Source organism: Acinetobacter sp. XH1741 (genome assembly GCF_041021895.1).
Classification (GTDB): Bacteria; Pseudomonadota; Gammaproteobacteria; order Pseudomonadales; family Moraxellaceae; genus Acinetobacter.
This window is the reverse complement of the sequence record NZ_CP157428.1, coordinates 1,398,705-1,418,070: the sequence shown is the minus strand read 5'-3', so window position 1 is coordinate 1,418,070 and position 19,366 is coordinate 1,398,705. Positions and strand designations below refer to the sequence as shown.

16 protein-coding genes and 1 tRNA gene are annotated in these 19,366 nt (G+C 39.7%); 6 read left to right on the top strand and 11 right to left on the bottom strand.

Annotated features, from left to right (window positions below; genetic code table 11):
* Positions 1–84: 84 nt before the first annotated feature.
* From fusA to ABLB96_RS06860, 4 genes are all read right to left on the bottom strand, one after another.
* Positions 85–2,223 carry an elongation factor G gene (gene fusA, locus ABLB96_RS06875; protein ID WP_348895870.1) on the bottom strand — a complete coding sequence of 713 codons (2,139 nt, stop codon included), beginning with the start codon at positions 2,221–2,223 and terminating at the stop codon, positions 85–87.
* A 177-nt stretch (positions 2,224–2,400) separates the two neighbouring features.
* A complete protein-coding gene (rpsG, locus tag ABLB96_RS06870; protein ID WP_001138055.1) occupies positions 2,401–2,871 on the bottom strand; it encodes a 30S ribosomal protein S7 in 471 nt (156 codons plus the stop codon).
* A gap of 160 nt (positions 2,872–3,031) precedes the next feature.
* Positions 3,032–3,406, bottom strand: coding sequence for a 30S ribosomal protein S12 (rpsL, locus tag ABLB96_RS06865; protein ID WP_002050319.1), 375 nt, complete (start codon positions 3,404–3,406; stop codon positions 3,032–3,034).
* 200 nt (positions 3,407–3,606) lie between these two features.
* The gene (locus ABLB96_RS06860; protein ID WP_348895871.1) at positions 3,607–4,923 is read right to left on the bottom strand and encodes an EcsC family protein; all 1,317 of its coding nucleotides are present in this window, start codon (positions 4,921–4,923) and stop codon (positions 3,607–3,609) included.
* Positions 4,924–5,219: 296 nt separating this feature from the next.
* Between ABLB96_RS06860 and ABLB96_RS06855 the strand changes: the two genes are divergently transcribed.
* The 6 genes from ABLB96_RS06855 to ABLB96_RS06830 all read left to right on the top strand — a co-directional run bounded on the left by ABLB96_RS06855 (position 5,220) and on the right by ABLB96_RS06830 (position 11,636).
* Positions 5,220–6,449: a beta-ketoacyl synthase N-terminal-like domain-containing protein gene (locus ABLB96_RS06855; RefSeq protein ID WP_309456556.1), complete on the top strand. Its 1,230-nt coding sequence runs from the start codon at positions 5,220–5,222 to the stop codon at positions 6,447–6,449.
* Positions 6,450–6,467: 18 nt separating this feature from the next.
* Positions 6,468–6,920: a protoporphyrinogen oxidase HemJ gene (gene hemJ / locus ABLB96_RS06850; protein WP_348895872.1), complete on the top strand. Its 453-nt coding sequence runs from the start codon at positions 6,468–6,470 to the stop codon at positions 6,918–6,920.
* Positions 6,921–7,092: 172 nt separating this feature from the next.
* Positions 7,093–7,953 (top strand): pirin family protein, encoded by an 861-nt coding sequence (locus tag ABLB96_RS06845; protein WP_348895873.1) that lies wholly within the window; start codon positions 7,093–7,095, stop codon positions 7,951–7,953.
* A 90-nt stretch (positions 7,954–8,043) separates the two neighbouring features.
* Positions 8,044–8,604, top strand: coding sequence for a hypothetical protein (locus ABLB96_RS06840; RefSeq protein ID WP_348895874.1), 561 nt, complete (start codon positions 8,044–8,046; stop codon positions 8,602–8,604).
* A gap of 385 nt (positions 8,605–8,989) precedes the next feature.
* Positions 8,990–10,615, top strand: a complete 1,626-nt coding sequence (locus ABLB96_RS06835) for an NAD+ synthase (RefSeq protein WP_348895875.1) — start codon at positions 8,990–8,992, stop codon at positions 10,613–10,615.
* Positions 10,608–11,636, top strand: coding sequence for a hypothetical protein (locus tag ABLB96_RS06830; protein ID WP_348895876.1), 1,029 nt, complete (start codon positions 10,608–10,610; stop codon positions 11,634–11,636). Before ABLB96_RS06835 ends, ABLB96_RS06830 begins: the two co-directional genes overlap by 8 nt.
* 43 nt (positions 11,637–11,679) lie before the next feature.
* Here the strand turns inward: ABLB96_RS06830 and ABLB96_RS06825 are convergent.
* From ABLB96_RS06825 to ABLB96_RS06795, 7 genes are all read right to left on the bottom strand, one after another.
* A tRNA-Met gene (locus tag ABLB96_RS06825) sits at positions 11,680–11,756 on the bottom strand.
* 157 nt (positions 11,757–11,913) lie between these two features.
* On the bottom strand, positions 11,914–12,870 hold the full coding sequence (cntB, locus tag ABLB96_RS06820; protein WP_216985552.1) for a carnitine monooxygenase, reductase subunit CntB: 957 nt from the start codon (positions 12,868–12,870) through the stop codon (positions 11,914–11,916).
* Between the two features lie 47 nt (positions 12,871–12,917).
* Positions 12,918–14,369 carry an NAD-dependent succinate-semialdehyde dehydrogenase gene (locus tag ABLB96_RS06815; RefSeq protein WP_348895877.1) on the bottom strand — a complete coding sequence of 484 codons (1,452 nt, stop codon included), beginning with the start codon at positions 14,367–14,369 and terminating at the stop codon, positions 12,918–12,920.
* Positions 14,370–14,433: 64 nt separating this feature from the next.
* Complete coding sequence (cntA, locus tag ABLB96_RS06810; RefSeq protein WP_348895878.1) at positions 14,434–15,549, bottom strand: carnitine monooxygenase subunit alpha; 1,116 nt, start codon at positions 15,547–15,549, stop codon at positions 14,434–14,436.
* A gap of 42 nt (positions 15,550–15,591) precedes the next feature.
* Complete coding sequence (locus ABLB96_RS06805) at positions 15,592–16,566, bottom strand: alpha/beta hydrolase (RefSeq protein ID WP_348895879.1); 975 nt, start codon at positions 16,564–16,566, stop codon at positions 15,592–15,594.
* Between the two features lie 11 nt (positions 16,567–16,577).
* Positions 16,578–18,230, bottom strand: a complete 1,653-nt coding sequence (locus ABLB96_RS06800) for a BCCT family carnitine transporter (protein WP_348895880.1) — start codon at positions 18,228–18,230, stop codon at positions 16,578–16,580.
* 20 nt (positions 18,231–18,250) lie between these two features.
* Positions 18,251–19,363 (bottom strand): tartrate dehydrogenase, encoded by a 1,113-nt coding sequence (locus tag ABLB96_RS06795; RefSeq protein WP_348895881.1) that lies wholly within the window; start codon positions 19,361–19,363, stop codon positions 18,251–18,253.
* Positions 19,364–19,366: the final 3 nt, after the last annotated feature.

Here is a 19,366-nt window from a genome sequence, read left to right as displayed (position 1 = left end):
CTTTATTAACTACTCATGGAGGGTCACCCCATGAGCACTTGGTTTTCAACTAAGATTTAGTTAGGGCTTATAGTAATCGAAAGATTACTCGTCGTCACCTTTTTTACCGCCAGCTTGGAATTTAGCGATGATGCCTTCAGCCACGTTACGTGGAGTTTCAGCATATTTAGCAAATTCCATTGAGTAAGTCGCACGACCTTGAGACATAGAACGCATTTGAGTCGCGTAACCAAACATCTCAGCAAGAGGAACTTCTGCTTTAATTGCTTTTGTTCCACCAGGAAGATCGTCCATACCTTGAACCATACCACGACGACGGTTTAAGTCACCCATGATATCGCCCATGTAGTCTTCTGGAGTTTCTACTTCAACTTTCATGATAGGTTCAAGAAGGATAGGATCCGCTTTCATGAAACCATCACGGAAGGCATAAGAACCTGCCATTTTGAACGATAATTCGTCAGAGTCGACGTCATGGTAAGAACCGTCGAATAATGTAGCTTTAATACCAACAACAGGGTAACCAGCTAATACACCATTCTTCATACGTTCTTGAATACCTTTGTCAACCGCGCCAAAGAATTCTTTAGGTACTACACCACCAACAACTTCTTCAGCGAATTGGTATTCTTTACCAGCTTCTTCAACATCAAGTGGCTCTAAACGAACATATACATGACCGAATTTACCTTTACCACCTGTTTGACGTACGAACTTACCTTCTTGTTCAACAGACTTTTTGATCGTTTCACGGTAAGCAACCATTGGTTTACCAATATTTGCTTCAACACCGAATTCACGCTTCATACGGTCAACGATGATGTCAAGGTGAAGCTCACCCATACCAGCAATAATTGTTTGACCAGATTCTTCGTCTGTACGAACACGGAACGATGGATCTTCTTTAGCCAAACGACCTAAAGCGATAGACATTTTTTCTTGGTCAGCTTTAGTTTTTGGTTCAACAGCCAATGAAATTACTGGCTCTGGGAATTCCATACGCTCAAGTGTAATGATGTTTTTCTCATCACATAATGTATCACCAGTTGTAACGTCTTTAAGACCTACACACGCTGCGATATCACCTGCACGGATTTCATCAAGATCTTGACGTTCGTTCGCGTGCATTTGCACGATACGACCGATACGTTCACGCTTAGATTTAACTGGGTTATAAACCGGATCACCTTGTTTAAGAACACCAGAATAAACACGTACGAATGTTAAGTTACCTACGAACTTATCGTTCATGATTTTGAACGCAAGTGCAGAGAACGGAGCTTCGTCAGATGCTTCACGAGATGCTTTAGTTTCATCTTTGTCGTCAAGGATACCTTCGATCGCTTTAACTTCAGTAGGTGATGGTAAGAATTCAATTACAGCATCCAACATACGTTGAACACCTTTGTTTTTGAATGCAGAACCACAAAGCATTACTTGGATTTCAGAAGCTAATGTACGAGCACGTAAACCAGCGATGATGTCTTCTTTAGAAAGATCACCTTCTTCTAGGTACTTGTCCATTAATTCTTCAGAAGCTTCAGCAGCTGCTTCAACCATCTTAGTACGCCACTCTTGAGAAGTTTCAACTAAGTCAGCTGGAATATCGCCATATTCAAACTTCATACCTTGAGATGCTTCATCCCAGATAATCGCTTTCATTTCGATAAGGTCAACAACACCCTGGAACGTATCTTCTGCACCGATTGGCACAACGATAGGAACAGGATTACCGCCTAAACGAGTTTTAACTTGCTCAACAGCACGGAAGAAGTTTGCACCAGTACGGTCCATCTTGTTCACGAATGCTAAACGAGGCACTTTATATTTGTTAGCTTGACGCCATACAGTTTCAGACTGAGGCTGTACACCACCTACCGCACAGTAAACCATGCACGCACCGTCAAGAACACGCATAGAACGTTCAACTTCGATTGTGAAGTCTACGTGTCCCGGTGTATCAATTACGTTGATACGGTGTTGGTCGAATTGGTTAGCCATACCAGACCAGAAACAAGTTGTAGCAGCAGAGGTAATTGTAATACCACGCTCTTGCTCTTGTTCCATCCAGTCCATTGTTGCTGCACCGTCGTGTACTTCACCAATTTTGTGAGATACACCTGTGTAGAACAAAATACGTTCAGTTGTAGTTGTTTTACCTGCGTCAATGTGCGCAGAAATACCGATGTTACGGTAACGAGTAATTGGGGTTTGGCGAGCCATGATGTCTACATTCCTAAATGTTATATTTAAAACAGGACGCACCAATTAAATTGATGCGCGCGAATATCCAAACAGGCAACTTAAATACCTGCAAAGCCCCCACTTTGATAGAGAGCAATGTTGAATCGAGCTGCTGTGCGCATGAATATTCTCCTGATTAAGGCCTGTTTTATCCGCTTAGAAACGGTAGTGAGAGAAGGCTTTGTTAGCTTCAGCCATACGGTGCACATCTTCACGTTTTTTGATTGCTGCACCTTTACCTTCAGCTGCATCAAGCAACTCACCAGCAAGACGTAAAGCCATCGTTTTTTCAGAACGCTTAGCAGCAGCATCTACTAACCAACGCATAGCTAAGGCAGTACGACGGGATGGGCGCACTTCCATAGGTACTTGATAAGTAGCACCACCAACACGGCGTGCTTTTACTTCAACCATAGGACGAACTTTTTCAAGAGTAGTCTCGAAAAATTCAACTGGGTCTACTTTATTTTTTTCTTGAACGCGTTCTAAAGCACCGTAAACGATACTTTCTGCAATCGATTTTTTACCATCTTGCATTACGTGGTTCATGAATTTAGCGATTGTTTGGCTGCTAAATTTTGGATCTGGAAGGATCTCACGAGCAGCGACTACGCGACGTCTTGGCATTTTAATACACCTAATTATATGACACTTCAGGATAATCCAGCAGTTTGTACAAGTGTCATGTACACGACGCTGGCCTTACTATACGTCGCTTGAATTACAAATCTATGAAGAATTCAAACAAGCGAAACGCTAAAGGGCTTATTCGACTAGTTTCCTAGAATTACTTCTTAGGACGCTTAGTACCGTATTTAGAACGTGATTGATTACGATCTTTAACACCAGCACAGTCTAATGAACCACGAACGGTATGGTAACGTACACCTGGTAAGTCTTTAACACGACCACCACGGATAAGAACAACACTGTGCTCTTGTAGGTTATGACCTTCACCACCGATGTAGCTAGATACTTCAAAACCTGAAGTTAAGCGAACACGGCAAACCTTACGCATAGCTGAGTTAGGTTTTTTAGGTGTAGTTGTATAAACACGTGTACAAACACCACGACGTTGTGGACAAGCCTTCAACGCAGGAACTTTGGATTTTTCAACCAAAGTCGTACGACCCTTACGGATCAACTGATTCGTTGTTGCCATATGGCAATTCTCCCGTTATTAAAAAACCTTAAAAAGAAAACACCTCTTTTTAAGGGCACATAATTGTAAGCTAAGATGCAAAAATGGTCAACATGGCAATAATCACCAAATGTTGACCATATCAATGTTTGACAGGGTGAGTTACAAATTTAAATAGGGATGAAATTTAGTTTTCAAACCAACTCTTTGTAATTGTATTGTTAAGAGTACTTCTGATCTTCTACAGCATCATCATTTTCAATTTCTAATGCTGGCTTTTGTTCACTATGTTCATGCTCAACCACGTGTTTTTCGGCAAGCTGTTCAATTCCTTGATGAACATTTTCTTGAACTTTTTCTTCATTCTTTTTAGAGGTAGCTGGCTTAACAACAACCGACACTTTTGAAATGACGTCATGATTTTCAATTTTGTGATGCTGAGCTGCATGAACACTACCATTTTCACCTACATTTAAAAGACGAGGACTCGCCTTCTGAATTAAAGTCACAGCAGCATAATAGGCTTGAAGAGGAGATAAATGCTCACTTGGGTGCTCATTTAAATAATGTCGTGCAGCCCCAAAAATAGCTTGAGCCTTATGGCCAACATCTTCTTGTAACTTCCAACTATAAACAGCACTAAGAACTGCCCCTACTGCCGGCGTAAACTTTCCAACAGAGGCAAGCTGTGGAACTTTATTTAGCCAGTTCCATTTAAACTCGCCATTTTCATCAACTAACCAGCTTTTCAAGGTTTCAATATCATTTGAAGAACCTAGTACTTGCTGAAATTGTTGAACATCTTGAGTTTCCAGCATATTACGTAAAGCTTTTAACGCCAAAAGCACTGTCTGCTTTTCTGCAATTAAGCTGATATCAACTTCTTTAAAAATAAATTCAACCACATCTTGATCAGTTGCTTCGGTTAAATCAAAGCCGTGTGATCGCCCTGTTTGATAAATTGTTCTTAGAACTAGGACTAAAGATACAGGGATATCGATCGCTGCACCTGCCATACCAGATACACCAGTAATCGCACCTTGTATGGTCGCAATCAGTTTATTCTGTTCAATAAGGGCCTGACTTAAACGTTGAGAGCGTGCTGTATCTTTTGTCAGTTCAAATAAGTCTTTAGCCCCTGCTTCTTCTAAAATTTTTTCAGTGAGTGTACTTTTTGAACTAAAATCATTCAGCCAATCAAATAAGTAGCTTGATATTTTTTCATTCCAGTCAGGTGAAATAAATGTAGCAATACCATTGACCTTTCTAAAATGACGGCCAAACACCTGACGAGTAACTTTAGGCAAATGTTCACGCAGCATTTGTTGTGGACTTTCATACTGTTCCACTTCAAATGGGCTTTTATTTCTAGCATTACCCTCTACTGTTTTTCCACTCGAAAGTGGCTCAACCAACTTACTAACCTCACCTATTTGGTTTTGTTGCAAGATGTTTAAACCAGTAGAACTGAGCTTTTTAGCCACTCCGAAGACCTGAGAAAACAAATTGTCAGATTGATTATTATTAAATTTTGTCATCCAGTACCTCGATTTTTTAATTTATCTAATTAGACATAAATACTAGGTGGAATGTGGATTTATCTCAACTTGAATGTGTGTATTTTAGTTAACCCTAAATGCAACATACTGTGTATTTGGTTATTTTTTTTAAATGCAAAATTGACATAAAGATTTGCCATAAGAAATAAAAAACCTTTCTGCTATCATGGTAGCAACGAAAACATATGTCTAATGTTCTTACAGCTACATTCTCCTATTAGTTAATAGCTGTTCATGTTCATAGACTTTAAATATCACCATAAAGGGACCTGTAGATGAAACGTGTCGTAATCACTGGTATGGGTATTAACTCATGTATCGGTAACTCTTTAGAAGCAGTTACTCACTCACTTCAAAATGGAATCTCCGGGACACGTTTTAACCCAACTTATGCTGAACTCAATTTTAAGAGCCATGTAAGCGCTGCTGCCGATCAAGATTTTGATCATATTGACCGTAAATTAAAACGCTTCATGGGCGTATGTGCGATGTATGCTTACAATGCTGCTGTAGCTGCGGTTGAACATGCAGGACTGACTCCTGAGCAACTTGGTGGTAACCCACGTTATGGTATCGCAGGTGGTTCAGGTGGTGGTTCAACTGCATCTGTTGTTGAAATGACAGAATTATTAGAAACTAAAGGCGCACGTAAAGTCGGCCCATTCTTTGTACCACGTAATATGTCAAACACCATTACGGCAAACGTTGGTGTTGCATTTAAACTACAAGGTATTGCTCATACTATTACAAGTGCTTGCGCAACTTCTGCAGATGCAATTGGTTATGCGTACAACCTTATTCAACTTGGCAAACAAGATCTTATGCTTGCTGGCGGTGGTGAAGAAGATCACTGGTCTCAAAGCTTATTGTTTGATGCGATGGGTGCACTTTGTTCAAAATATAACGATACTCCAGAAACAGCTTCTCGCCCATATTCAGCAGACCGTGACGGTTTTGTAATTGCTGGTGGTGGTGGTTTCGTAGTACTTGAGTCACTTGAACACGCACAAGCACGTGGTGCAAATATTTTAGCTGAAGTAGTCGGTTATGCTGCAAACAGTGACGGTGCAGACATGGTTGCTCCAAGTGGTGAAGGTGCTACACGCTGTGTATTGATGGCACTTGAAGAAGCTAAGCAGCATGGCGTAGAAAAAATTGACTATGTAAATACACATGGTACTTCTACACCAGCTGGTGACATTACAGAACTTAAAGCAATGGAACGTGCATTTGGTGAAGGTAAAGTACCTCCGCTTAGTTCAACTAAATCTATGACAGGTCATAGCTTAGGTGCAGCTGGTGTTCAAGAAGCTATTTACTCTGTTCTAATGATGCAAAATGACTTCATCGCACCAAACATCAATGTAACTGAGCTTGATGAAGGCGCAAAACCTTTTGATATCGTACTTGAAAAACGTGATGCAAAATTGAATACTGTAATGAGTAACAGTTTTGGCTTTGGCGGTGTGAACGCTTGCCTTATTTTCAAAAAGTGGGATGCATAATCCCACGTAGGATTATCGATGGATGCACCTTCTGATGCTTTTTTGTGGGTAAAAGCATTACATATTATTGCCGTGGTTTGTTGGTTCGCTGCTTTGTTCTACTTACCACGTCTATATGTTTATCATGCTATGAGTGACGATGCCGCAAGTCATCAACGCTTTGAGGTAATGGAACGTAAGTTGTATCGAGGTATTATGTGGCCGTCTATGATTGCCACATTAATTACCGCGCATTTCCTTGTAGATTGGGGTGATGCAACTCGACATTATCATCAAGCAACATGGTTTTACCTCAAAGTTGGATTAGTGGCTTTATTGGTGGTTTACCATTTTGTTTGTGGTTACTATCGTAAAAAGCTCATCGGAAATGCTCACTACAAATCGCATAAGTTCTGGCGTTTCTTCAATGAAATGCCAACCTTGATTTTATTTGCGGTTGTGATTTTAGTTGTCGTAAAACCTCAGTTCTAACTGGGGTTTTTTATTATCTAAGATTTTTATCTCCACTCTTTTATTCTCCTCACTGACTCAACCTATTCATAATTTATTATTCTAAGCGAACGACTTTTAGACTCTTCATAGTACATGCTTATAAAAACACATTATTATTTTTTATAAATTCAATAAACAGTAAGGATAAATCATGAAAAGTCTGGCTTTCATTCATCGTAATGATACACGCTTTGCAGTTGGTGATTTTTATCCTGTTCTTTCTGTTTTTTCTTATCATGAATTAGGTAATACCCTTTCACCCTTTTTACTGCTCGACCATTTAGGCCCCGGAAAAATTGTACCTTCGAGTAAACGCAGAGGAGTTAATGATCACCCACACCGTGGATTCGAGACTGTCACAATTGTATATGCAGGTGAATTGGAGCACAAAGATTCATCTGGTGGAGGTGGGTTCATAAATGCTGGTGATGTGCAATGGATGACCGCAGCTTCGGGAGTTATTCATCGCGAATTGTTTAGTGAAGAATTTTCTCGATCTGGTGGTGCTTTTGAGATGATTCAGCTATGGGTAAACTTACCCGCAGCAGACAAAATGAATGCTCCGCGTTATCAGAGTTTAAAGAAAACTGAAATACCCTTAGTAAAGCTTGAAAATGAGGCAGGATTTGTAAGAGTTATTGCGGGTCAGTTTAACAACATTAAAGGCCCTGCACTTACTCACACTCCAATTAAACTGCTAGATGTAGAGCTTCATGCAGGTCAACAAGCAACCTTCCCTGCTCAATCTGGTGAAACAACTTTAGTTTATTTACGATCAGGCCGAGCACAATTTCAAAAAGATGAAGAAGTTTTAGAAGAACAAGGCCTAGCAGTAATGTCAAACTTGGGAGAGAATTTTTCTATTACTGCATTACAAACTTGTAAATTTCTTATTCTAATAGGACAGCCAATTATAGAACCAATGAATGGTCATGGCCCATTTGTAATGAATACTTATGATGAGATTTTACAAGCCTATGATGATATTAAAAGCGGAAATTTTGCCAAATAAAACAGTCAAATCGTCACGTAAGAAATGAAAGTCGCTCATTGTGTCTATCTTTCAACATAATTGATGTGTGGTATGCTGCTAAACAAATAGATGAACTTATTTAATAGCAAAACTATGTTCACTCTCAACGCTTTTAAACTTGTCCTAGATCGACAATTTATTATTTTCACTCTTTTTATTCTTCGTCACCTAAAAAGCTATCCGATTCGATTTCTTACGCCTGAAGAAAAGGCTTTAGCGCAAAGGGTTTTTGGCAATTTGCTTGATTGCGAACGCCCTAAAATTATTGCTACTCGTTACTTACCTTGGCAATCGCATGGAATTTTGATGGCTCCAAATGGAAATATTTATGTTAATATTTCTGACTACAGTAATAATTACGCTCTAGAGTCTAAATTCATACAAGGTATTTTTATTCATGAATTGACTCATGTTCTGCAATACCAACAAGGTATTCATGTATTACTAAAAGGTGCTTTGCTGCAATCCGCCTATTATCTGAGCTTTAAATATTACAATCCTTATAAATACACTTATCATCCTGATAAAGCATTTAGGTCTTACAATATTGAACAACAAGGTGAAATTGCTCGAGATATTTGCTCAGGAAAGCTTCCAAATATTATTTGTTCGCCTCACTTTGATTTGTAACTAAATAATCAAAATTGCCTTCAACGTAACTTTTTTGCCAACTTACCAACAGAAAAGTTATAAACAAAAAAATATGAAAATAAAGTTGAGATCTGAGTTTATTAATGTCAAATTATTGAAAATAAGTATAAAAACTTATTCCAAATTTTGGAGTGTTAAGGCAGTATACAAACAATAAAAATAATGAAGCTTGTTTCTATTGTATACAGAAAATCTCGTTATTTTTACGCAGAAAATATGTGATTGGTATATATTATTGATCTTGACATTTTTGTTTACTATTTTACTTGTTTATTATCGTGATATACACATCGTTGAAAAATTATATTCATAAAAATCAACACTATGTGTATTTATATTCGTTATGATCTAGGATTAGGTTTGAATGAAAAGTTTTAAAGTTGCCCTTGCTCAGTTTTCTCCGCATATTGGCAATATTGACTCAAACACCCAAAAGATGATTGAGCAAGCAAATCAGGCGAAAAAACAAGACGCTGACCTGATTATTTTTCCTGAGCTTTCTGTGATTGGTTATCCAGCTGAAGACTTATTGTTACGTCCAAGTTTAAATAAACGTATGCAAAAAGCTTTTGCTCAACTTAGCGAAGTTAAAGATATTGTGATGGTTTTCGGCTTCGTAAACCAAACTGAAGATGGCCAACGTTATAATTCTGCTGCTGTTATGAAAGATGGTCAGGTTCTGGGCGTCTTCAATAAGCATAACTTGCCAAACTATGGCGTTTTCGATGAGAAGCGTTATTTCCAAAAAGGCCATCAGCACTTAGTATTTGAATACTTAGGCCATAAGTTTGGTGTACTCATTTGTGAAGATATCTGGTCAATCAATACAGTAAAACAATTAAGCCAATTAAATGTTGATACTGTACTTGTGCTTAATGCGTCTCCATACGAAGTAGGTAAACCACAGCATCGCAAACAAACATTAAGTGAGCTTGCAAAACAGCTTCATTTAAATATTGTTTATGTCAACCAAGTTGGTGGACAAGACGATTTAATTTTTGATGGTACGAGCTTTGTCAGCAACCAAAATGGTGAAATTGCTTTACAAGCGCCAAGCTTTAAAGAAGACCTCTATATTGCTGAATTTGACCGTGACACAAAACTTTATAAAGTTATCGAGTCTGCTCCAGCATTAGAAACTTTTGCAGAGATTTATCAAGGCTTAGTCATGGCAACACGTGACTATGTCGAGCGCTCAGGTTTCCCTGGTGTAATCTTAGGTCTCTCTGGTGGTATTGATTCTGCCCTGACACTTGCTATTGCTGTTGATGCAATTGGTGCAGAAAAAGTCCAAGCCGTAATGATGCCATATACTTATACCTCTCAAATTAGTGTAGAAGATGCAGCAGAACAAGCTCGTCGTATGGGCGTAACTTTCGGTATTGCTGAGATTCACTCAATCGTAAATAGCTTCATGCAAACGCTTTATCCTTTCTTTGGCAATTCACCAGCTGATGCGACTGAAGAAAATTTACAAGCGCGTGCTCGCGGCACCTTGCTTATGGGCTTATCAAACAAGTTTGGCAATTTAGTGCTTTCTACAGGTAATAAATCTGAACTTTCAGTTGGCTATTGTACACTTTACGGTGACATGGTCGGTGGCTTTGCTGTTCTAAAAGACGTTTATAAAACAATCGTGTTTGAACTAGCAAAATACCGTAATAGCTTAAGTGAAACCCCAGTAATTCCTGAGCGCGTAATTACTCGCCCACCTTCAGCAGAACTTCGTCCAGATCAAAAAGACCAAGATTCTTTACCAGCTTATGATGTATTGGATGCCATCCTTTATGCATATATTGAAGAAGATTTAGGTCAGGCCGATATCATTGCCAAAGGTTTTGATAAAGAAGTTGTTGAAAAAGTCATCCGTTTAGTTGATCGTAATGAATATAAACGTCGTCAAGGTGCGATTGGCCCGAGAATTACTTCTCGTGCGTTTAGTCGTGAACGACGTTATCCGATTGTCAACGGTTGGACAGCGAATGACTGAGCAGAAAAACTCATCAAAAACCACAGCACTTGCTCAAGCACTTTTGCTTGAGCAGGTGGAATTTTTCAAAAAACAATTATCTATAGAAAACTCACCTATTTATTTTCGGCAGTTCATTCAACTTTTTATGCAACATGCCGATGAAATCAAACTTTATGAAGTTGTTGAATTAGAACAATTACAAGCCGTTGTGAAACGCTATGCTTTTGAAATGCAGCTCGGTGCAGGCCTGCTTGAGTTTATTGGGGAAATTGCACAGCGTATTTATTTATCTGCCATGAAATCACCAATTCAGCTACAAGACTTGGTATCTGATCATCAATTTGAAATGTGGCTCTCCAAATTTTTGGAAATGGAACATATTCCTCATTATCTGAATGAGTTTTTAAGAACCAGCCCTTCTGTTCAGCAGCTTTGCCAATATATTGCGACCTCAACCTTAGAACAAAAATTACCAAAATTTCTAAGTGCATCTCGAGTGAATGACTATCACTTTGAGTGGCAACATAAACTCAAAAAGTTCTCTTTTTTACAACAGCAACGTATTGAACATAAGCTTGAGACGTGGATTGCCAGTTTTATTCATGAACAACTCACAGAACTAAGTCTTTTATCGACTGACGATATAGAAAGTCTAGTACGTCATGTGTGGGAAGATCTTAGACATAAAAAGATGTATGAGTTTATGAAACAGTTAACTCCTCTCGATGTTGAAGAGTTCTTTGTTTTAATTTATGAATATTGGAAAGAATTACGTCAATCGCCATTTATGCAAGATCTAATTTTGTATGGTGTCGAAGTCTTTTATGACTTTTATAAAGACCAGAGTTTATTTGAAGTATTAAGTGAGATTGGATTAACCGAAAGCGACTTACAAACAGAAGCTCTACGTTTTTATCCGAAAGTCATGGATGCCTTCAATGAACACGGTATTTTAGAACCATTACTTCAAGCCCTCTTAGCACCTTTTTATCAAAGTGCAAAAACGCTCGATATGATCGAAAAACATTTCAATGAGTAAAAAATAGATAAAAAGAAACCACGCAGGAGCGTGGTTTTTAAAATGGTGGCTATGACGAGACTTGAACTTGTGACCCCCGCATTATGAGTGCGGTGCTCTAACCAACTGAGCTACATAGCCGTAAACTGTGTGCGCATTATCTATAGTTCTGTATAGCAGGTCAATAGCTCAAAACTCTTAATGCCCACCAAATGAACAAATAAAATTCAGATCATTATTATTTGTTCATTTTTTAGCAAATCTATATGTTAAACAATTGATCGGCCACAGAAATGTATTAGAGATCTAATACGAGCTTTTTACCTTTTGCTCTCGATACACAAATCATCATACTCTTTTGCGAAGCCTTTTCTGCATCACTTAAGTATTGATCAAAGTGCTCTGCTTCACCTTCTAAAATAGCGGTTTCACATGTACCGCACACTCCTTCTCGGCATAAACATTCCACATCAATATTTAATGTTTCGATGGCTTGTAAAATTGTCTGGTTACTTTGTACTTCAATTTCCTGATTAGACTTGGCAAGTACAACTGTAAAAGCTTCCCCATCTTCAGGCACTGTTGAAGCAAATTGTTCCCAGTGAATGTACTCATCGCGATAACGATGCTTATTACAACAGTCAATTACCGCATCAATCATGGGTTTAGGACCACATACATAGACATGTGTACCTTTAGGCTGTGATGAAATGAGTTGATCTAAATTCAGTGCACAACCTTCTGAGTCAACATAACTAAATACATGCTCGGCATGTTTCTGCTTTAACTCGTCTAACAAAGCCGCATGCTCAGGTGAGCGATAAGCATAATGTAATTCATACTCAGCACCACGTGCTGCTAGCTCATCCATTTGAGGTAAGAATGGTGTAATACCAATTCCACCTGCAATTAAGATATGTTTATTACCTGTTTCAGCTAAAGGGAATAAATTTTTTGGTTCTGAAATCTGGATTTCACAGCCTTCATTGCACTGATCATGCATAAAAACCGAACCGCCCTTACCTTCCACGTCCTTACGAACGCAGACTTGGTAAGTCGATAGATCTTGCGTACAACTCATCAATGAGTAAGCATTTGAAAGCTGCTCATTCATTTTGACAATAATATGGCTTCCCCCACTAAATCGAGGAAAGTTCTGCCCATCTTGACGTTTGAACGTAAACCGTTTGATTAAAGGGGTTAGCTGTTCCACATGAGTAACAACCGCTGGGAACATTTCATAATGACTAGCCATATTAGAATCCTTCTTTTACCGCATTTTCTTGTTGTTAGGGCTTATCCTTAAAGCCCTAAACACATGTATTTAATAGTCATGAACTCTTCAAGACCATACTTTGAGCCTTCACGCCCGACACCTGATTGTTTTACGCCACCAAATGGTACAACTTCATTTGAAATTGCTGTGGCATTCATACCGACCATTCCATATTCAAGTTGTTCTGACACCCGCCATAAACGTGAAATATTTTCACTGTAAACGTAAGCTGCCAAACCGAAAATGGTGTCATTAGCCTGAGCAACGACATCTGCTTCATCTGTAAAACGAATAAGTGGTGCGACTGGGCCAAAAATTTCTTCTTGGACAATTTCCATTTTACGATCAACGTTAGTTAAAACTGATGGCTCATAAAACGTTTGTCCTAAAGCATGCTGTTTACCGCCACAAGCGACTTTAGCGCCTTTACTGACTGCATCATCAATCAACTGCTGTGCTTTTAACACTGCTTTTTCATTAATTAATGGGCCAATTTGCACGCCATCTTCCAGACCGTTACCGACCTTAAATTTTTGTACTTCTTGTACAAACTTCTCGGCAAAAGCTTGATAAATATTGTCGTGTACATAAATGCGGTTAGCACAAACACAAGTCTGGCCTGCATTACGAAACTTGGCAAAAATCGCACCTTGTACAGCTTTATCCAAATCGGCATCATCAAACACAATCAGAGGCGCGTTCCCCCCCAATTCAAGCGCCAATTTTTTAATGGTGCTCGAACACTGCTGCATGAGTAAGCGTCCCACTGGAGTTGAACCAGTAAAGGTTAATTTCTTCACTTTTTCATGCGAAGTAAATACCGAACCAATTTCTTGAGATTTACCTGTAACGACATTAATCACACCAGCCGGAATACCTGCTTTTTCTGCAAGCTTTGCAATCGCTAAAGCACAATAAGGTGTTTCATTTGCTGGCTTAATGACAACCGTACATCCTGCTGCTAAAGCTGGAGCTGCTTTACGGGTAATCATTGCAATTGGGAAATTCCACGGCGTAATCGCAGCCACGACCCCTACAGGTTCTTTACTAATAATGAAACGCTGTTGGTTATTTACGGTCGGAATCACATCGCCATAAATGCGCTTACCTTCTTCGGCAAACCATTGAATAAATGATGCAGCATAACGTACTTCGCCTTTCGCTTCTGCCAAAGGCTTACCTTGCTCAATAGTCATAATCAAAGCAAGTTCATCGGTATGATCGAGAACCAGTTTGTACCAAGCTAATAAAATATCTGCACGATTTTGAGCCGTTAAAGCTTTCCAACTTTGTAAAGCAGTATAAGCAGCTTCGACTGCTTGAGTCGCCTCTGCCGCTCCCATATTTGGAATTGTGCCAATTTCTTCGCCTGTTGCAGGGTTACTTACCGGAACCGTCGCATTCGATTGTGCAGCTAGCCATTGCCCATTAATATAGGCTTGTTGCTGAAATAATTCAGTGCTTTGTAAACTCGACATATCATCTTCCTAACTGAAGAATCAGGTGTAATTCATCATTACACCTGAATAAATCCATTTGTTTTTATTTATGATGCTGCGCTACTAGGTTTTGGAAGTAAGCGATACCGTGCTCACTAATTCCTGAACGTTGTTTATCAGTCATAATACGACCTTGACCACGATAACCACGTGATTTCAAACCGCGTTGTACACTTTCTACCAAGTTTAAATCTTCAGGACGGAATACATTCCGATACCACTCAATCAAATCTTTCTGATCTTGAGTCAGTTCTTCATTCGTGAAGTAAATATCGTAATGTTGCAAAGTCGTTTCTGCATCGACCGGGAACTCATAGATAACCGTCATGAAATTGCTGCTGGGTGGTACGTTAAACATGGTGCAAGGCCAAGTCCAGAAACCATGAAACTCTGGATCTGTTATCGATGGATCAAGTTTGAATGACTTCTCTGATGAACGGGCAAAACCGTATTGTAGTGTCCAGTTTTGATGTGTGGTATGCCAGTATTTATCAACTTGAACAGAATCGGCAAAACCAGGATGCGCTGGTCCACAGTGATAACACTCTAAATAGTTATCAACAATCACTTTCCAGTTTGCCGGAGTTTCTGTCACAAAACGTGCTGCCAGTTTCAAATCTTTAATCACGCTACATGCTTGATTTAAACGCTCAGCAAAACCAGGAAGCTGATCTTCTACACAAGTTGCATTTTCATCCATATTAATGAAAACAAAGCCAGCATATTCTTCAACTTTTAAAGGCACCATGCTTGAGTTTTCTTTATCGAAAGACTCAACATGGTCACAGTTACGTGCCAAAGCTAAGCTACCATCTAGCTTGAAAGTCCAAGCATGGTATGGACAAGTAATTACATTTTTTGCTTTACCGCTACCACTTAAAAGCTCATGACCACGGTGTGGACACACATTATAAAACGCGCGTAAAACACTATCTTTACCACGAATGATGACAATATTTTCACCAATTACTTTACGGGTAATATAATCGTTCGGCTGTGCTAACTCACTGCCATGTGCAACACAAATCCAGCTTTTAGCAAAGATTGCTTCTTTTTCGTGCTCAAAAACTTGTGATGAAGTATAAAAAACTTTAGGGAAAGTCCATGCAACATCTGGGTTTGCACAAAAATCTTCAGGTAATTTTTCAACTGCACTCATGTTCTTACTCCATTAAATTCTTTTCGTCCAAATGACTCGATATTAAATTGATGTTTTTTCAACATTTCCAAACATGCGACGTATCGCACCAAGCATGTTTTGATATAAATGTTGAACTTCTGGGCAATCACGCATGAGACGTAAACTGCCATGTAATAAACCTTTGCCTAAATGGAACTCGTTAGGGATGCCTGCTTGTTCCAATTTTTGGGTAAAGAGATAACCGTCATCACTTAAAGGATCATATTCGGCTACTGCTACGAAACTCATAGGCATATCTGAAAAATCAGTTGCCAATAAAGGCGCTAGACGTAAATCCAGCCAATCTTGTGAGTTCGGTGCATATTCCTTTAAATAAAAGTGCATATCTTCCGTTGTGAGTAACGGTGCATATGCATGCTTTTGTGCAGATGGTGTATCAAGTGCAGTGCTTAAGCATGGATAAACCAATGCCAGTCCTTGCGCTTGCAAGCCACTATGCTGTAGTTCCACTGCAAGGGCCGTTGCCAAGTTACCGCCTGCACTATCACCTGCCAAAACAATACGTTCGCTGTCGATCTGCCAAGTTGAACCATACTGTTTAAGCCATTGATAAACTGCCAAACAATCTTCAAAAGCTTCTGGAAAATGATGCTCTGGCGCCATGCGATAATCCACACTAATGACCGCAACACTCAAATCTTGGCAGAGATAACTTGTAATAAATTCGTGTGAATCAAGCCCGCCGACCATCCAGCCACCACCATGGAAATACAACACACATGGCCAACCTGAATCAGGTCGATTTGTTTTTGGTAAATACACGCGAACAGGAACTTGATGCTCTTGATTTGCAACAAATCGATCTTCGACTTCGATCTTGCCATCACGTGGCAAAGTGTAGTGTCGACACATTGCATCATATGCTGCACGAATTGAGTCGATATCTGCATCTGCTGGTGAGTAAATGCTGCTCCAATACACGAGGCTTTGCATTTCTTCACTTAAGGCATAAGTGTTCTGTTCACATGTCGTCATTACCATTCCCTCTAGCTGGTTTTTCTGTCCAGTTTGATTGAGCTTGCAAGATCAAGCTGCATCCTTTTTGCATGTTCATCTTGAGACTGGTTTAAACCAATTTCCGCATCATCATAACCTTGTTGTTCAATCAAATGCGATGGGACTTTGGCATAATCCTGAATCAGCCATTTCACTAAACCGTAGGTTTGAATCAAAATAATCACAATGAATGGTAAAGCCGTCACAATGGTCGCTGTTTTCATGGTGTCCAAAGGCGCTTTGCTAAAGATCATGGCAATTGGAACCAAAGTCAGCATGACACACCAGAACAGACGAGCATTTGGCGATGGATCTTGTCCTTCACTTAAACCACGTGTACAAGTTGCTGAAACTGCATACCCTACTGCATCCATGTGTGCTGCCAAGAACACCACCATAATGCCAAGGAAAATCCACATCATGAGCTTTCCAGCAGGTAACAGACTAAGTAATTGACCAATCGCAACCTCACCACCTTGTTGGCTTAAGATTTGTGGCACATTTACAGCCCCATGAATGAAGCTATATACACTGTAGTTTTCAAATACACCAAAGATAAACCAGAGGCCAACACTGCCACCAATCACCATGGCAAAGATCACTTCTTTAATGGTACGACCTTTAGAAACACGAGTTACAAACAGCGCCACACCCGGTGCATAGGAAATCCACCATAACCAGTAAAAAACAGTCCATTCACGAGTAAACTTGCCATCACCCATCGGGTCAGTAAATAGGCTCATATCGACAAAGTTGGTTGCCATTAACCCAAAACTCATTAGTGAATTATTCAAAATGAATTGCGTTGGGCCAAAGCACAGCACATAAACTGCAAATAACACCACACCTAAGCACACCAAATGGCTTAAACGCTGCATGCCTTTATCCATACCCACATAAGAACTTAGTGCGAACAGAACAGAAACACCCAAAATAATGATGACTTTAGTCATAAAGGTATTTGGGATGCCTGTAAGCTGAGACAAAATATTGGTAAATGTCACAGCGGTAAGTACCAACGAAATGGTCAAGGCGCCAAACATACAAAGCAGGAACATAAGGTCGACTAAACGTCCAACCACACCTGTTGATTTAAAACCCGTCACTGCCTCAATCACAGAAGCTAGACTTAAACCTTTGTTTTTTCTAACATGGTAGCTATAGCATAAAGAAATTGATGCCAAAGCATAAATTGCCCATGCACTTAAACCCGAGTGGAAAAAAGAGTAAGCCACACTGTATTTCAAGGCATCAGCTGATTCTGGTGATAAACCTAGACCCGGCGTCTGGTAGTAATACGCCCAATCAAGGAACCCCCAATAGAGTGTTGATGAACCGATACCCGACAAGATGAACATGAAAATCCATGACATCGTACTGTATTGAGGCTTTCCCTCACCCAGTTTAATTTTGCCGTATTTACTAAAGGCTAGGCCAAAAGTAAAAATAATAGCTAAGAAAGCGAACAATAATACGGGTGTTGTAAACATCGATGTTGTCCACTGCATCCATGTTGCAGCAAGCTTTATCGATTCTTGCGAATAAATCGCCAAACCAGCAACTGAGACAAACACAAACAGCAAGCTGGTTACGGCAAGTACCTTATCCGTATAAATTTTTGAGTTTTGGTTATCCATATCCATACATCCATTTTTGGATGGCGTTATTCCATAGCGAACACGTCCATTTTAATTTCGGCTACACACGATGCAATTGCATCTCCTACCTCATAAGTTTTTGCCTGACCGCCGATATCGGCTGTTTTTGGCCCATTGATCAATACATTTTCAATGGCTTGCATAATGTCTTGACCAGCTTGAATACAGCGCTCATCCTCTTCACCAAAGAACTCAAACATCATGGCACCCGACCAAATTGCAGCGATTGGATTGGCAATTTGCTTACCGTAGATATCTGGTGCTGAACCATGTACAGGTTCAAACAATGATGGAAATTTTCTTTCAGGGTTTAAATTGGCTGAAGCGGCCAAACCAATGGTTCCAGTACAAGCAGGACCCAAATCAGAAAGGATGTCGCCAAATAAATTTGATGCTACAACCACATCAAAACGCTCAGGTTGTAGAACAAAACGAGCTGCTAAAATATCAACGTGCTGCTTATCTGCCTGTATTTGTGGATATTGCTTTGCCATCTCATCAACACGCTCATCCCAATACGGCATGCTGACAGCAATACCATTTGATTTGGTTGCTGCTGTAATTTTTTTCGCTTCGCGCTGATTTGCAAACTCAAATGCGTAACGCAAAATACGGTCTACGCCATGGCGAGTAAATACTGCTTCTTGAAGTACAAACTCTCGATCAGTACCTTCAAACGCTTTACCACCAATAGCTGAATATTCACCTTCACTGTTTTCACGAACCACATAAAAGTCAATATCACCTGGTTTTTTACCCACTAATGGGCACTTCACACCTGGCATTAGACGCACTGGACGTAAATTTACATATTGATCAAAGCGACGACGGAACTGAAGTAAAGACCCCCAAAGCGAGATGTGATCAGGAACTTTATCAGGCCAGCCTACAGCACCAAAATAAATTGCATCGTAGCCTTGTAAGGTTTCAAACCAGTCATCTGGCATCATTTTGCCGTGTTCAAGATAATAATCGCAGCTTGCCCAGTCGAATACATCGAGTTGAAGCTCAATGCCATACTTCTCTGCCGCTGCCTTTACAACCTTAATGCCTTCTGGTAGAACTTCTAAACCAATGCCATCGCCTGCAATCGTGGCAACTTTATATCTTTTTGCCATAAG

Bases quoted from the DNA above. Each gene is read 5' to 3' on its own strand.
- fusA (WP_348895870.1), bottom strand. From the start codon at position 2,223: ATGGCTCGCCAAACCCCAATTACTCGTTACCGTAACATCGGTATTTCT.
- rpsG (WP_001138055.1), bottom strand. From the start codon at position 2,871: ATGCCAAGACGTCGCGTAGTCGCTGCTCGTGAGATCCTTCCAGATCCA.
- rpsL (WP_002050319.1), bottom strand. From the start codon at position 3,406: ATGGCAACAACGAATCAGTTGATCCGTAAGGGTCGTACGACTTTGGTT.
- ABLB96_RS06860 (WP_348895871.1), bottom strand. From the start codon at position 4,923: ATGACAAAATTTAATAATAATCAATCTGACAATTTGTTTTCTCAGGTC.
- ABLB96_RS06855 (WP_309456556.1), top strand. From the start codon at position 5,220: ATGAAACGTGTCGTAATCACTGGTATGGGTATTAACTCATGTATCGGT.
- hemJ (WP_348895872.1), top strand. From the start codon at position 6,468: ATGGATGCACCTTCTGATGCTTTTTTGTGGGTAAAAGCATTACATATT.
- ABLB96_RS06845 (WP_348895873.1), top strand. From the start codon at position 7,093: ATGAAAAGTCTGGCTTTCATTCATCGTAATGATACACGCTTTGCAGTT.
- ABLB96_RS06840 (WP_348895874.1), top strand. From the start codon at position 8,044: ATGAACTTATTTAATAGCAAAACTATGTTCACTCTCAACGCTTTTAAA.
- ABLB96_RS06835 (WP_348895875.1), top strand. From the start codon at position 8,990: ATGAAAAGTTTTAAAGTTGCCCTTGCTCAGTTTTCTCCGCATATTGGC.
- ABLB96_RS06830 (WP_348895876.1), top strand. From the start codon at position 10,608: ATGACTGAGCAGAAAAACTCATCAAAAACCACAGCACTTGCTCAAGCA.
- cntB (WP_216985552.1), bottom strand. From the start codon at position 12,870: ATGGCTAGTCATTATGAAATGTTCCCAGCGGTTGTTACTCATGTGGAA.
- ABLB96_RS06815 (WP_348895877.1), bottom strand. From the start codon at position 14,369: ATGTCGAGTTTACAAAGCACTGAATTATTTCAGCAACAAGCCTATATT.
- cntA (WP_348895878.1), bottom strand. From the start codon at position 15,549: ATGAGTGCAGTTGAAAAATTACCTGAAGATTTTTGTGCAAACCCAGAT.
- ABLB96_RS06805 (WP_348895879.1), bottom strand. From the start codon at position 16,566: ATGACGACATGTGAACAGAACACTTATGCCTTAAGTGAAGAAATGCAA.
- ABLB96_RS06800 (WP_348895880.1), bottom strand. From the start codon at position 18,230: ATGGATATGGATAACCAAAACTCAAAAATTTATACGGATAAGGTACTT.
- ABLB96_RS06795 (WP_348895881.1), bottom strand. From the start codon at position 19,363: ATGGCAAAAAGATATAAAGTTGCCACGATTGCAGGCGATGGCATTGGT.